13 protein-coding genes and 1 pseudogene are annotated in these 13,509 nt (G+C 61.2%); 9 read left to right on the forward strand and 5 right to left on the reverse strand.

Annotated elements, in window-relative coordinates:
* Positions 1-2 precede the first annotated feature (2 nt).
* Complete coding sequence (locus SC318_RS09020; RefSeq protein ID WP_320430479.1) at positions 3-410, reverse strand: ExbD/TolR family protein; 408 nt, start codon at positions 408-410, stop codon at positions 3-5.
* A gap of 190 nt (positions 411-600) precedes the next feature.
* On the opposite strand from SC318_RS09020, the gene SC318_RS09025 reads away from it, so the two are divergent.
* A complete protein-coding gene (locus tag SC318_RS09025; protein WP_320430480.1) occupies positions 601-1,155 on the forward strand; it encodes a GNAT family N-acetyltransferase in 555 nt (184 codons plus the stop codon).
* A complete protein-coding gene (locus tag SC318_RS09030; RefSeq protein ID WP_413817620.1) occupies positions 1,137-2,726 on the forward strand; it encodes an alkaline phosphatase D family protein in 1,590 nt (529 codons plus the stop codon). Before SC318_RS09025 ends, SC318_RS09030 begins: the two co-directional genes overlap by 19 nt.
* A 136-nt stretch (positions 2,727-2,862) precedes the next feature.
* On the opposite strand, the gene SC318_RS09035 is transcribed toward SC318_RS09030, so the two are convergent.
* Entirely contained in the window at positions 2,863-3,489 is a 627-nt protein-coding gene (locus SC318_RS09035) for an alanyl-tRNA editing protein (protein WP_320430482.1), read from the reverse strand.
* An 89-nt stretch (positions 3,490-3,578) separates the two neighbouring features.
* On the opposite strand from SC318_RS09035, the gene SC318_RS09040 reads away from it, so the two are divergent.
* Complete coding sequence (locus tag SC318_RS09040; protein ID WP_320430483.1) at positions 3,579-4,511, forward strand: LysR family transcriptional regulator; 933 nt, start codon at positions 3,579-3,581, stop codon at positions 4,509-4,511.
* A 67-nt stretch (positions 4,512-4,578) separates the two neighbouring features.
* Here the strand turns inward: SC318_RS09040 and SC318_RS09045 are convergent, their stop codons facing one another.
* Positions 4,579-4,986 carry a PA2817 family protein gene (locus tag SC318_RS09045; protein ID WP_003190109.1) on the reverse strand — a complete coding sequence of 136 codons (408 nt, stop codon included), beginning with the start codon at positions 4,984-4,986 and terminating at the stop codon, positions 4,579-4,581.
* Positions 4,987-5,061: 75 nt separating this feature from the next.
* Positions 5,062-7,509: an acyl-CoA dehydrogenase gene (locus SC318_RS09050; protein ID WP_320430484.1), complete on the reverse strand. Its 2,448-nt coding sequence runs from the start codon at positions 7,507-7,509 to the stop codon at positions 5,062-5,064.
* Positions 7,510-7,594: 85 nt separating this feature from the next.
* Between SC318_RS09050 and SC318_RS26995 the strand changes: the two are divergent.
* The 4 genes and pseudogenes from SC318_RS26995 to SC318_RS09065 all read left to right on the forward strand — a co-directional run.
* Positions 7,595-7,738: pseudogene (locus SC318_RS26995) on the forward strand (cysteine protease); the annotation flags it as partial.
* Positions 7,739-7,846: 108 nt separating this feature from the next.
* Positions 7,847-8,464 carry a glutathione S-transferase family protein gene (locus SC318_RS09055; protein WP_320430485.1) on the forward strand — a complete coding sequence of 206 codons (618 nt, stop codon included), beginning with the start codon at positions 7,847-7,849 and terminating at the stop codon, positions 8,462-8,464.
* 135 nt (positions 8,465-8,599) lie between these two features.
* Entirely contained in the window at positions 8,600-9,532 is a 933-nt protein-coding gene (locus SC318_RS09060; protein ID WP_320430486.1) for an ABC transporter ATP-binding protein, read from the forward strand.
* The gene (locus SC318_RS09065) at positions 9,529-10,308 is read left to right on the forward strand and encodes an ABC transporter permease (RefSeq protein ID WP_003190115.1); all 780 of its coding nucleotides are present in this window, start codon (positions 9,529-9,531) and stop codon (positions 10,306-10,308) included. Before SC318_RS09060 ends, SC318_RS09065 begins: the two co-directional genes overlap by 4 nt.
* Positions 10,309-10,440: 132 nt before the next feature.
* Here the strand turns inward: SC318_RS09065 and SC318_RS09070 are convergent, their stop codons facing one another.
* Entirely contained in the window at positions 10,441-10,980 is a 540-nt protein-coding gene (locus tag SC318_RS09070) for a TetR/AcrR family transcriptional regulator (RefSeq protein ID WP_320430487.1), read from the reverse strand.
* 91 nt (positions 10,981-11,071) lie between these two features.
* Here SC318_RS09070 and SC318_RS09075 point away from each other — a divergent pair, with 91 nt between their 5' ends.
* On the forward strand, positions 11,072-12,256 hold the full coding sequence (locus tag SC318_RS09075; protein WP_320430488.1) for an MFS transporter: 1,185 nt from the start codon (positions 11,072-11,074) through the stop codon (positions 12,254-12,256).
* 84 nt (positions 12,257-12,340) lie between these two features.
* Complete coding sequence (locus tag SC318_RS09080) at positions 12,341-13,489, forward strand: TDT family transporter (protein ID WP_320430489.1); 1,149 nt, start codon at positions 12,341-12,343, stop codon at positions 13,487-13,489.
* The last annotated feature ends 20 nt before the right edge of the window (positions 13,490-13,509 follow it).

Consider the following 13,509-nt stretch of genomic DNA (forward strand, 5'->3'; position numbering starts at 1 on the left):
GATCAGGACTTGCGCGTGGCAATGGACACGGAGGTGAAGCCACCCAGGCGCAGGGTGTCCATCACTTCCACCAGGCGCGAGACTTCAACGCCTTTGTCGCTGTTGACGATGATCGTCGACCGGGTATCAGGCTTTTGCGCCGCCTTCAGCGTCGGCACCAGGGCATCCACCGTGAGGTCCTTGCCATCCAGTTGCAGCTGGCCTTCCAGGCCCAGGGTCAAAATGAACTTGTTCTGCGGTTTGAGCTGCTGCGAACTGCTGGCGCTGGGCAGCTGAGTCTTCATGCCCAGGGCCGGAATCACGTTCAAGCTCACCAGTACAAAAAACACCAGGAGGAACATCATCACGTCGATCATCGGGATCAGTTCGATGTGCGCCTTGCGCTTCTTGGGTTCATCCCAGGTTCTCATTCCGTTACCCCGTTATTGAATTAGGGGCAACACGCTAGCAAGCAAAAATGACCGAACGGTTAACTTTAATTTACGTTTTGAAGGCTCTAGGAATGGGCCTACAGACGCTTCGCGAGGTGATTTTTCGCAGTAATGAAACTGACATGAGGGCGGTACATGCTCGCAAAATTTATATCGGGAGCTGCCCGCCATGAGTCGTTCGTTGCCGCATTTGTTAACCCCGCGCCTGCTGTTGCAGGCGCTTGAAACGGAGCAGGCCGAGACGCTGTGCAGGCTCGCCAACGGGCCGAACATCGCCGACAACACAGCGAATATTCCATCGCCCTACACCCTGGAAACGGCGCAGGCTTTTATCAATGGAATGCAGGAGAAATACCGTGACGGCGAGCTGTTGAGCCTGGGCATGCAGGTGCGTGAAAGCAGCGAGCTGGCCGGCATTGTCAGCCTGCGTCTAAACGCCCGCCACAATTATGGGCACCTGGGTGGTTGGGTGGCGGCGCACTGTCGCAATCAAGGCTATGCGGCCGAGGCGGCGACGGCGGTGATGGACTTCGGGTTCGCTGAGCTCGGGTTGCAGCGTGTGGGCAGCCAGTGCTTCGGCCGCAACAAGGAGTCGGCGCGGGTCATGCAGAAAATCGGTCTGCGCTATGAGGGATGTGCACGCGGGGCGTTCCTCAAAAACGGCGTGTACGAGGACCTGTTGGGGTTCGCCATGGTGCGTGACGAATGGGAGCGCCGGGTGTGAGCGGCGCAGTAGACCCCGACCGCCGCCGAGTCCTCACTGGGCTTGCCGTCGCGACGGCATTTTCCATTCTCAGCCCCTTTGCGCGCAGCGCCGGGGTCGATTATCCATTCACCCTGGGTGTGGCGTCGGGTGACCCGCTGCCGGACGGTTTTGTGATCTGGACGCGCCTGGCGCCCTGCTTCAATGCCGAAGATGGACGCGGTGGCTTGCAGCGTGCGGTGCCGGTGCGCTGGCGGGTGGCCAGCGATGCGGCGATGACCCGCATCGTGCAGCAGGGCGAGGTGATGGCGACCGGGCACTTTGCCCATTCGGTGCATGTGGAAGTGGCGGGGCTGGCGGCGGGCCGGGCGTATTGGTATCAGTTCGAAGGCCTTGGCGCGCAGAGCCCGGTCGGCCAGGCGCGCACCACACCGGCGCGGCATGAGATGGCGTCGGCCCGGCTCGGGTTCGTCTCGTGCTCGCACTGGGAGCGCGGGTATTTCAGTGCCTACCGTCACCTCGCGGTCGAGCGCCCCGACCTGGTGTTTTTCCTCGGTGACTATATCTACGACAGCTCGTACGCGGCGGACTCCGGCAAAGTCTTTCGCGCCCACGGCAGCGGCAATGCGGTGAGTTTGCGCGACTATCGCAACCGCTACGCGCTGTACAAGACCGACCCGGATCTGCAGGCCCTGCACGCCGCCGCTCCCAGCGTGGCGACCTGGGACGATCACGAGGTGCAGAACGACTACGCCAACCGCTGGTCCCAGGACCCGAATATCCCTGTGGCGCCGTTTCTCCAGCAACGGGCGGCGGCCTATCAGGCGTTTTACGAGCACATGCCGTTGCGCGCGAGCAGCCGGCCACAGGGGCCGGACATGCGCATCTATCGACGCCTCGACTACGGCCAGTTGGTGCGTTTCCATGTGCTCGACGGTCGACAGTATCGCTCCGAACAACCGTGCATCCAGGCCAACGGCAGTCACCAAGGGCATGTTGCCATCAACCCCTGCAGCGACCTGCGTGATCCAGGTCGCACCTTGCTTGGCTGGCAGCAGGAGGCCTGGCTGGACCAGGGGTTTGCCCAATCGAAAGCGCAGTGGAACGTGATCGCCCAGGACCTGCTGGTCGCGCCACTGATACAGCGTGACCTGACCCAGCACAAGGTCGGCCGCTGGACCGATGGCTGGGATGGCTACATGGCCAACCGCAAACGAATGCTGGCGTCTATCCAGCGCAATCGCGTGCAGAACCCGGTGTTCTGGGGCGGCGATATTCACTCGTTCTGGGCCACGGATCTGCACGCGGATGGCGAGGACCTCGACTCACCAGTTGTCGCGACCGAGTTCGTCGGCTCTTCGGTGACCTCCGATGGCCCGCCTTATGAAGCGTTCAGGAAGATCCTGCCGCTCAACCCCCATGTGAGGTTTTTTGACAGTCGTCAGCGTGGGTATGTGTCGGTGGAAGTGGACGCGCAGCAGATGCTCACGCATTTTCGCGTGATCAGCGACCCACGCGACCCCGCGGCCACGGTCTCGACGCTGCAATCGTTTGTGGTCGAGCCGGGCAGGGCGGGGGCGATGGCGGTGTAGCTGGATGTTTTTGTAGTGCACAGACCTAAATGTGGGAGGGGGCTTGCTCCCGATAGCAGTGTGTCAGTCAGCTTATTTGTAACTGACACACCGCCATCGGGAGCAAGCCCCCTCCCACATTTTGGCGCTCGGCGTGTCAGGTGATTTCGTAGCGAACCGACAACGCGCCTTTTTTCTCCGACAGGGCCAGGATCGTCACTTGGCCCACTTCTCCCAGCGCTCGAACATGAGTGCCGCCACAGGCGTAGGCCGGCAGTTCACCGAAGCCGACCTCGCGAGTGCCTTCATCCAGCCGCATGTGCCGTGGATAGTCAGCGGCGACCCAGCGGTTGACCTGCTGTTGAAGCGCCTCGGCGTCCATGGGCTGCGCGGCTTCGCCACGGATAAAGGTGATCTTGCCTTCACCCGGCCAATGGTGAGCCTTGATCGGCATCCAGCCCAGACGTTCGCCAGCATTGCCAATCAAATGGCCCGCTGAATGCAGGCGCGTATGCAGCGTGCGGCGTTGCGCATCGACTCGCGCACTGATCGGACCGGGTTCCAAAGCTTGATCGACGTAGTGCACCACCTGCTCGGCTTCCTGCATGACGCGCAGCACCTGGCTGTTGCCGAGCCATCCGGTGTCGAATGGCTGGCCACCGCCTTGGGGATGGAAAATCGTCGACTGCAGAACTACCGCAAATTCTTCTTCGTGCGGCGTGCAACGCAGCACTTCCAGTTCGGCAGTCAGGTGATCGTGGGTGAAAAACAGGCGCTCGGTCATCGTCTACATCCGCATCCAGGGGGTGTGGGCAGTATAAATAGTGCGCTGATGGGCGATAATCCATCGAAATATCAATGGACCTGTGCGTCATGAGCATCAATCTTCCTTTGCCGCTGCTGGGCGAAATGGCGATTTTCGTCAAGGTGGTGGAGACCGGCAGTTTCTCCGAAGCGGCGCGCCAACTGAGCGTTTCACCTTCAGCGGTGAGCCGCAGTATTTCGCGCCTGGAGCAGGCGCTGGCAACCCGCTTGTTGCAACGCACCACGCGCAAGTTGCGCCTCAGCGAGGGCGGCGAAGAGGTGCTCAAGCGGTGCCAGGAGATGGTCAACGCGGCGCGTTCGGTGATGGAAGTCAGTGGGCAATTCACCCATGAAGCCGAAGGCCTGGTGCGGGTCAGCGTGCCCAAGGCGGTGGGGCGGTTTGTGGTGCATCCGCATATGCCGGCGTTTTTGCGGCGCTATCCCAAAGTGGATGTGCAACTGATCCTCGAGGACCGGCACGTGGACCTGATCGACGATAACGTCGACCTGAGCATCCGCATCACCGACAGCCCGCCGCCAGGTCTGGTCGGGCGCCAGTTGTTGCCGATTGAGCATTTGCTGTGCGCAACGCCGCAGTACCTGGCCGAGCATGGCACCCCGAGTCATCCCCATGATTTGCTGGAACACAGCTGCATTTACCTGGGTGAAACCCCAGGCGACTCACGCTGGAAGTTTCGCCAGGGCGGCAAGGCGGTGACGGTCGGTGTGCGCGGGCGGTATGCGGCGAACCACACGGGCGTGCGTCTGGATGCCGTGTTGCAGCATGTGGGGATTGGCAGCTTGCCGTATTTCACGGCGCGGCATGCACTGGAGGAAGGGCGGTTGGTGCAGGTGTTGCCGGCGTGGGACTTTATCGCGTCTTACCACGGTGAAGCGTGGTTGCTGCATTCGCCTACGCGGTATTTGCCGCCGAAGTTGCGGGTGTTTATCGATTATCTGGTGGAGTGCATGGCCAACGAGCCGACACTGGGCCGCCGTTAGAAATGTGCTTAAAAATGTGGGAGGGGGCTTGCCCCCTCCCACATTTGGGTTTTTGGTGTTCTGAAGATCAGTGCTTGCTTTGATCTTGCGGCATGGCCAGCAGCTGTTTTTCCTGGTTCCAGTCAAACGGCTCGTCGTTCTGCTCGGCTTCATAGCGACGTTCTTCCAGGGCCTGGTACAGGTCCAGTTCTTCGTCGGGCATGAAGTGCAGGCAATCGCCGCCAAAGAACCACAGCAGGTCGCGCGGTACCAGGTGGGCGATTTGCGGATAGCGCAGGATGACCTGACTCATCAGGTCCTGGCCCAGGTACTGGCTTTCGATCGGGTCGATCGGCAGCAGGGCGCGCAGTTCGTCAAAACGTTCCAGAAACAGCGAATGGCTTTCCTCGGGTACCTGTTCGGCTTCGCCGACGGCAACCAGGATGCTACGCAGGTGGTCGAGCAAGACGAGATGATCGGCAACGACGTTGGACACGAGATAAGTCCTCTAAAGCAAAAACGGGCGCGAGAGTATATGCCTCTCGCGCCCGTATTTATATGACCGCTGGTATCAGCGGACCTTGCCCTCAGCCTGCATCAGCTCGTCCTTGCCGAAATCATCCACGTCGATCACCTTGCGACGAGCCGCTTCGGCGTTGCGCAGGGTCTGCGCTTCGGCCGGTTGCAGCACACCGGCGTGCAGCGCGGCGTCGATGGCATGCTCGCCGGCATTCGGTTTGACTTGCCCGCTTTTGAGCGCGCTGTGCAGCTTTTTCTGCAGCGGATGGCTGGCGCCTAGCAGGTCGTAGGCGTGTTGCAGTGCGCCGACCGGGTCTTGCGCCGATTGCGGGCGATAGCAGCCCGCCAGCAGCTCTTCCAGGGTCGGGTCGCCCTTGGCGCGGCCGATCACGGCGGCAACCTCGGCATCCAGGGCATCGGACGGCCCGGTATGGCGACGCCCGAACGGGAACACGATCACCCGCAGCAGGCAGCCGAGCATCTTGTTCGGGAAGTTGCCCAGCAACTCATCCAGTGCGCGCTCGGACTGGCCAAGGCTTTCTTCCATGGCCCAGGCGAACAGCGGTTCCAGGTGATCCGGCGAATCCAGGTCGTGGTAGCGCTTGAGCGCCGCCGACGCCAGGTACATGTGGCTCAGCACATCACCCAGGCGCGCCGACAGCCGTTCACGGCGTTTCAACTCGCCGCCCAGCAGCATCATGCTCAGGTCGGCGAGCAGGGCGAACGCGGCGGCCTGGCGGTTCAGCGCACGGAAATAACCCTGGCTCAGACGGTTGCCCGGGGCTTTTTCGAAGTGACCGATGCCCAGGTTCAGCACCAGCGTACTGGCGGCGTTGCTCACGGCGAACCCGATATGTTGCATCAACAGGCCATCGAACTCCTTCAAGGCCTGGTCATGGTCTTCGCGACCGGCCAGGGCCATTTCCTTGAGCACGAACGGATGGCAGCGAATCGCCCCCTGGCCGAAGATCATCAGGTTGCGCGACAGGATATTCGCGCCTTCCACGGTGATGAAGATCGGCGCGCCTTGCCAGCTGCGGCCCAGGTAGTTGTTCGGGCCCATGATGATGCCCTTGCCACCGTGTACGTCCATGGCGTGGCTGATGCACTCGCGGCCACGTTCGGTGAGGTGGTATTTGAGGATCGCCGACAGCACCGAGGGCTTCTCGCCCAGGTCCACGGCATTGGCGGTGAGCATGCGCGCGCTGTCCATCAGCCAGGCGTTGCCGCCGATGCGCGCCAGGGCTTCCTGAATACCTTCGAAGGCCGACAGCGGCACGTTGAACTGTTCACGTACCTGGGCGTATTGGCCGGTCACCAGGCTGGTGAACTTGGCCGCGCCGGTGCCCACCGCAGGCAGGGAGATCGAACGACCCACGGACAGGCAGTTCATCAGCATCATCCATCCCTTGCCGAGCATCTCCTGGCCGCCGATGAGGAATTGCAGCGGAATGAAGACGTCCTTGCCCGAGTTGGGGCCGTTCATGAACGCGGCGCCCAAGGGCAGGTGGCGGCGGCCGATTTCGACGCCGGGAGTGTCGGTGGGGATCAGCGCGAGGCTGATGCCCAGGTCTTCTTCATCGCCCAGCAGATGGTCCGGGTCATAGGCCTTGAATGCCAGGCCCAGCAAGGTCGCGACCGGGCCGAGGGTGATGTAGCGCTTTTCCCAGTTCAGGCGCAGGCCGAGGGTTTCCTTGCCTTCCCATTCACCTTTGCAGATCACGCCCGTGTCGGGCATGGCGCCGGCATCGGAGCCGGCTAGCGGGCCGGTCAGGGCGAAACACGGAATATCGTCGCCACGCGCCAGGCGCGGCAGGTAGTGGTTGCGCTGTTCGTCGGTGCCGTAGTGCAACAGCAGCTCGGCGGGGCCCAGGGAGTTGGGCACCATGACGGTGGACGCAAGGTCGCCGCTGCGGGTCGCCAGTTTCATCGCGACCTGGGAGTGGGCATAGGCGGAGAAGCCCTTGCCGCCGTATTCCTTGGGAATGATCAGCGCAAAGAAACCGTGGGTCTTGATGTGTTCCCAGGCAGCAGGCGGCAGGTCCATGGCCTGACCGATTTCCCAATCACTGACCATGGCGCAGAGTTCTTCGGTGGGGCCATCGATGAACGCTTGTTCTTCCTCGGTCAATTGCACCTTGGGATAGGCCAGCAATTTGTCCCAGTCGGGACGCCCGCTGAACAGTTCGCCGTCCCACCACACGGTGCCCGCGTCGATGGCGTCGCGCTCGGTTTCGGACATCGGCGGCAGGACTTTCTGAAACCAGCTGAACAGCGGCTTGGTGAAGTACTGGCGGCGCAGGTCGGGCAGCAGCAGGGGCACGGCTACGACGGCGATCAGCACCCAGAAAATCAGCAGTAGCCAACCCGGTGCATGGCTCCAGGCGCCCATCGCCAACAGGTAAACGGCGACCACACCCAAGGCGGGCAGGGGCGCGGTGCGGCGGTGTGCCAGGTAGGCAATGCCGAGCACCAGAACCAGTATCCACAACAACAGCATATTCAATCCTCCGTGAAACCAGGGGCGAAACCACCAGGGAGCTTAGTCGGCGTCCGGCCAAGCGGGGTGATCAGGATGTTACAAGGTGTACTGGGGATACCTGAGTCCCAGCCGCTTCATCGATAGTGACCACCCCGCAGTGGTGGAGTTCGCCGGGAAACATCGCGGAACCCGCGCGGATTTATGTGACCAGGCGGTCAATCAGGCGGTGCGCTGCAACCCCTGCACTTCGAACACCCAGGTCAGCCGGTGACAGGCAGAGTGATTCAAGCCGCGTCTGAACCGGCGTATGCTGCGACGTTCATCAAGCCATGTTCACCAACAATAAGGCGCGGTCATGCTGAAGATCTGGGGTCGTAAGAATTCGTCAAACGTCAGGAAAGCACTGTGGTGCGCCGAGGAGCTCGGCCTGGACTATGAGGCAATTGATGCGGGCGGGGCTTTTGGTGTGGTCGACACGCCGCAATACCGTGCCTTGAACCCCAATGGCCGGGTGCCGATGATCGAAGACGGCGACTTCGTACTGTGGGAATCCAACACCATCGTGCGTTACTTGTGCGCCAAGCAAGCGTCGGATTTTTACCCAAGCGATCTGCAAGCTCGCGCCAGTGCCGAGAAGTGGATGGACTGGACCACGTCCACACTCGCTGATCCGTTCAAGGCGGTGTTCTGGGGCATCGTGCGCACACCGGCCGAACAGCGCAATTGGGACAGCATCAATGCCGGGCGCCAAGCCTGCATCGATGCACTCACGACCGTCGACCAGGCCCTTGCCGAGCAACCTTACCTTTCCGGAGCAGCCTTTGGCATAGGCGATATTCCCTTGGGCTGCTTTGCCTACCCCTGGTTCGAGATGCCCATCGAGCGCCCGGCGATGCCCAACCTGGAGGCCTGGTACCAGCGCCTGAAACAACGCCCGGCCTACCGCAAGGCGGTGATGACCGCGTTGACCTGATACACACTATTAACAGACGTGACTGTACTTGTGCGGCGCGGGCACGCACCATGCTGGCACCTCATCGCAGGTTGAACTACCTGCGGTGTGCCCTCATCTATTGTTTCTATTCTTTTCTTTGGTGCGTAATCCGATATGAGTTCCGCTCTGTCCATCCGGCAGCTAACCAAAACCTACGGCAACGGTTTCCAGGCCCTGAGTGGTATCGATCTGGACGTCGCCGAAGGTGATTTCTTCGCCTTGCTCGGCCCCAATGGTGCCGGCAAATCCACCACCATCGGGATTCTTTCGACCCTGGTCAACAAGACCAGCGGTACCGTGAATATCTTTGGCCATGACCTGGACAAATCCCCGGCGGCGCTCAAGCGTTCCATCGGCGTGGTGCCCCAGGAATTCAACTTCAACCAGTTCGAAAAGACCTTCGACATTGTCGTGACCCAGGCCGGCTACTACGGCATCCCGGCGAAAATCGCCAAGGAACGCGCCGAGCAGTACCTGACTCAACTGGGCCTGTGGGACAAGCGCGATGTGCCTTCGCGGTCGTTGTCCGGGGGCATGAAGCGACGCCTGATGATCGCCCGCGCCCTGGTGCATGAACCGCGCCTGCTGATCCTCGACGAACCCACCGCTGGGGTGGACATCGAGTTGCGTCGTTCGATGTGGACCTTTCTCACCGAGCTGAACGAGAAGGGCATCACCATCATCCTCACCACGCACTACCTGGAAGAAGCCGAGCAGCTGTGCCGTAACATCGGCATCATCGACCACGGCACCATTGTCGAGAACACCAGCATGCGTAACCTGCTGGGCCAGTTGCATGTGGAAACCTTCGTGCTCGACCTGAAAAACAACCTGTCGACGCCGCCGCAGCTGTTGGGCTATCCGAGCCGTCTTGTGGACAGCCACACGCTGGAAGTCCAGGTGGACAAAGCCATGGGCATCACTGCGCTGTTCAGCCAATTGGCGACCCAGAACATTGAAGTGTTGAGCCTGCGTAACAAAACCAATCGCCTTGAGGAGTTGTTCGTGTCCCTGGTGGAGAAAAATCTGGCGAAGGTGGCGGTATGAGTTCCGAACTGCAACCCAACCTCGTCGCGCTGCAGACCATCGTCTACCGCGAAGTGAAGCGCTTTACCCGGATATGGCCGCAGACCCTGCTGCCGCCGGCAATCACCATGGTTCTGTATTTCGTGATCTTCGGTAACCTGATCGGCCGGCAGATCGGCGATATGGGTGGCTTCACCTACATGGAGTACATCGTGCCGGGCCTGATCATGATGTCGGTGATCACCAACTCCTACGGCAACGTGGTGTCGAGTTTCTTTGGCAGCAAGTTCCAGCGCTCCATTGAAGAGTTGATGGTTTCGCCGGTGTCGCCGCACACCATCCTGATCGGCTACACCCTGGGTGGCGTGTTGCGTGGCTTGATGGTGGGGGTCATCGTGACCTTGCTGTCGTTGTTCTTCACCCACCTGCAGGTGCACCACCTGGGCGTCACCATTCTGGTGGTGGTGCTCACGGCGACGATCTTTTCGCTGCTGGGGTTTATCAACGCGGTATTTGCGCGCAACTTCGATGATATTTCAATCATCCCGACGTTCGTGCTGACCCCATTGACCTATCTGGGCGGGGTGTTCTACTCCATCACGTTGCTGCCGCCGTTCTGGCAGACCGTGTCCCTGGCCAACCCGGTGCTGCACATGGTCAACGCCTTTCGCTACGGCATCCTGGGCGTGTCGGATATCAAGATCAGCGTGGCGATTACGTTCATGATCGTCGCCACCATCGTCCTGTATATCGGTTGCGCGCGGTTGCTGGTGAGCGGGCGCGGGATGCGTACGTAATATCGATTAAACGCGGTTAAAAAATGTGGGAGGGGGCTTGGCCCCCGATAGCGGTCTGTCAGCCACTTTGGTACTGACTGGTCCAGAGCTATCGGGGGCAAGCCCCCTCCCACATTGGTTTTGGGTAAGGCTTTAGTTTGTCAGTGCTATGTCGATCAGGGTGTGCAGCTCTTCAACGGCCAACGGCTCTGTGGAGAACAGGATGCGAAACACCGTCGGTGCCGCGAGCAGGTTGATCAAGCGATCCACACTGGGTGCCGCCTGGTCCGGGTAACGGTCAACGATCACCTGCAGCTGCCCGCTCAGAATGCTCACGCAATACCCTGGCGTCAGGCTGCACTGCACGTCGCGCATCATGTTGCGCCCAGGCTCCGAGCTCATTTCATCCAGATACTGTTCAGCCCAGCCTTGCAGGTCGCCACGCAGGCTGCCGGTATTGGCCGGCTCGGTGTCCGGCCGCAGGCGCGCCAGGGCCACATCGGCCAGCAGCGCGGAAAGGTCACCCCAGCGCCGGTAAATGGTGGAGGGTGTGACCCCCGCACGCGTCGCAATCATCGGCACGGTGATACTGGCGCGCTCGTGGGTTTCCAGCAGTTCACGCACGGCCGAATGCACGGATTCTTGTACCCGGGCACTACGGCCCCCCGGGCGAAGGCCTTCTTTGATCGCCATGGCTAAAACCTTAACACAAAGAATTTGCTTTAAGCGCTGCCGGGTAGCACACTCCACAAAAGCAAAATATTAGCTTTAGTGGAGCGTGCCTATGCCCAGCAACCTTTCTCAACGGTCCAGCCTCACTTTTCTGGTGATCATGCTGTTGACCTTCCTTGCCGCGTCCAGCGCGCCGACGCCGTTGTACCAGGTGTATCAGGACAACCTGCATTTCTCGGCGGCAATGCTGACGCTGATCTTTGGCGTGTATGCCGTGAGCCTGCTGGCGGCGCTGCTGACGGTAGGCTCGCTTTCGGATTACGTCGGGCGCAGGCCGGTGATCTTCAGCGCGCTGATCCTGAATATCGTGGCGATGCTGCTGTTCATCAATGCCGGCAGCACCGCTTGCCTGATTGCCGCACGGGCGCTGCAAGGTTTCGCCACGGGGATGGCGACGGCGGTATTGAGCGCGACGTTGCTCGACACTGACCGCCTGCGCGGGCCGATGCTCAATAGCCTCGCGCCGATGCTGGGCATGGCCAGTGGCGGGCTGGGCAGCGGTGTATTGGTGGAATACGCGCCATGGCCGACCCAGTTGGTGTACTTCGCCCTGCTCGGATTGATGGTGCTTCAAGCGCTGTATGTCTGGCGTTTGTCGGAAACCGTCAGCCGCATACCCGGTGCCTTGAAATCCCTGGCGCCGACCCTGCATGTGCCGAAGCAGGCGCGCCGGGCCCTGGGGTTGGCGATGCCGCTGAATGTGGCGGTATGGGCGCTGGGTGGTTTCTATTCATCCCTGGCGCCGTCTCTGGTGCGGGCCGCAACGGGTTCGACGTCGCACCTGATCGGCGGCGGGCTGGTGGCGGTGATTACCTTGAGTGGCGCGGTGATGATCTACAGCCTGCGTGAGCATCCGGCGGATAAGGTCATGCGGCTGTCGGCGATGTTGCTGGCGGCGGGCGTGGCGCTGTTGCTGACGGCCGTGCAAAGCGCCAGCCTGTGGCTGTTCTTTGTCGCGAGTGTGGTGGCCGGCCTGGGGTTCGGCGGCGGGTTCATGGGCAGTGTGCGCAGCATCGTGGGGTTGGCGTTGCCCCATGAGCGGGCGGGGTTGATGTCGGCGTTCTACGTGTTGAGCTACCTGGCGTTCTGCTTGCCGGCGCTGCTGGCGGGTAACTTGAGTCGGGAGTTTGGGTTGATCGCCACCACCGATGCGTACGGCGCGCTGCTGATCCTGCTGGCCCTGGGGGCTTGGGTGGGAATGCTCTCGCAGCGCGATGTATATCTGCATAATAGATAATATATAGAGATATTACCCGTTATATAGATATTCGAACAGGTTCTATGATGGTTTCAACCTCATGCGAGGAAGAGGATTGCCATCATGACCTGCTCGACCACCACCCGCTACAAACCCTTCAGTCACCTGACCCGTCCCCGGGAAGTGATTCGCCAGTTCACCCCGAACTGGTTTGCCGCGACCATGGGCACCGGCGTGCTGGCGCTGGCCCTGGCGCAACTGCCGGTCAATCTGCCCGGCCTGCCTGCCATCGCCGAAGGGCTGTGGATGTTCACCATCGGCCTGTTCATTCTGTTCAGTGCCCTGTATGCCGCACGCTGGGTGATGTTTTTCCACGAGGCGCGGCGGATTTTCGGGCACTCCACCGTCTCGATGTTTTTCGGCACCATCCCCATGGGCTTGGCCACCATTCTGAATGGTTTGCTGCTGTTTGGCCTGCCACGCTGGGGCGACGCTGTGATCCCTTTGGCCGAAGCCCTGTGGTGGCTGGACGTGGCCATGGCATTGGCCTGCGGTGTGTTGATTCCGTTCATGATGTTCACCCGTCAGGAACACAGCATCGACCAGATGACGGCGGTATGGCTGCTGCCCGTGGTGGCCGCCGAAGTCGCCGCCGCCAGCGGTGGCCTGCTGGCACCGCATTTGGTGGACGCCCACTCGCAACTGGTGATGCTGGTGACCAGCTACGTACTTTGGGCGTTCTCCCTGCCGGTGGCCTTCAGCATTCTCACCATCCTGATGCTGCGCATGGCCCTGCACAAACTGCCCCACGCCAACATGGCCGCATCCAGCTGGCTGGCGCTGGGGCCCATCGGTACCGGTGCCTTGGGCATGTTGCTGCTTGGCGGCGATGCACCGGCGATTTTCGCAGCCAACGGCCTGCCGGGGGTCGGGGAGATGGCCAATGGGCTCGGTCTGGTGGCAGGCATTACCCTGTGGGGTTTCGGCCTGTGGTGGATGTTGATTGCGGTGCTGATCACCCTGCGCTACCTGCGCGCCGGTATCCCGTTCAACCTCGGCTGGTGGGGCTTTACCTTCCCGCTGGGGGTGTATGCCCTGGCGACGCTGAAACTGGCGAGCGTGTTGAATCTGCAGTTTTTCAGCGTATTGGGCAGCGTGCTGGTGGTGGCCCTGGCCCTGATGTGGCTGATCGTGGCCAGGCGCACGGTGCAGGGCGCCTACAAGGGCGAGCTTTTTGTTTCACCTTGCATTGCGGGGTTAGCGAATAAGTAAGCAGGATTAGGTAAAGTCGT

Origin of the sequence: Pseudomonas sp. MUP55, from assembly GCF_034043515.1 — a bacterium.
Classification (GTDB): domain Bacteria; phylum Pseudomonadota; class Gammaproteobacteria; order Pseudomonadales; family Pseudomonadaceae; genus Aquipseudomonas.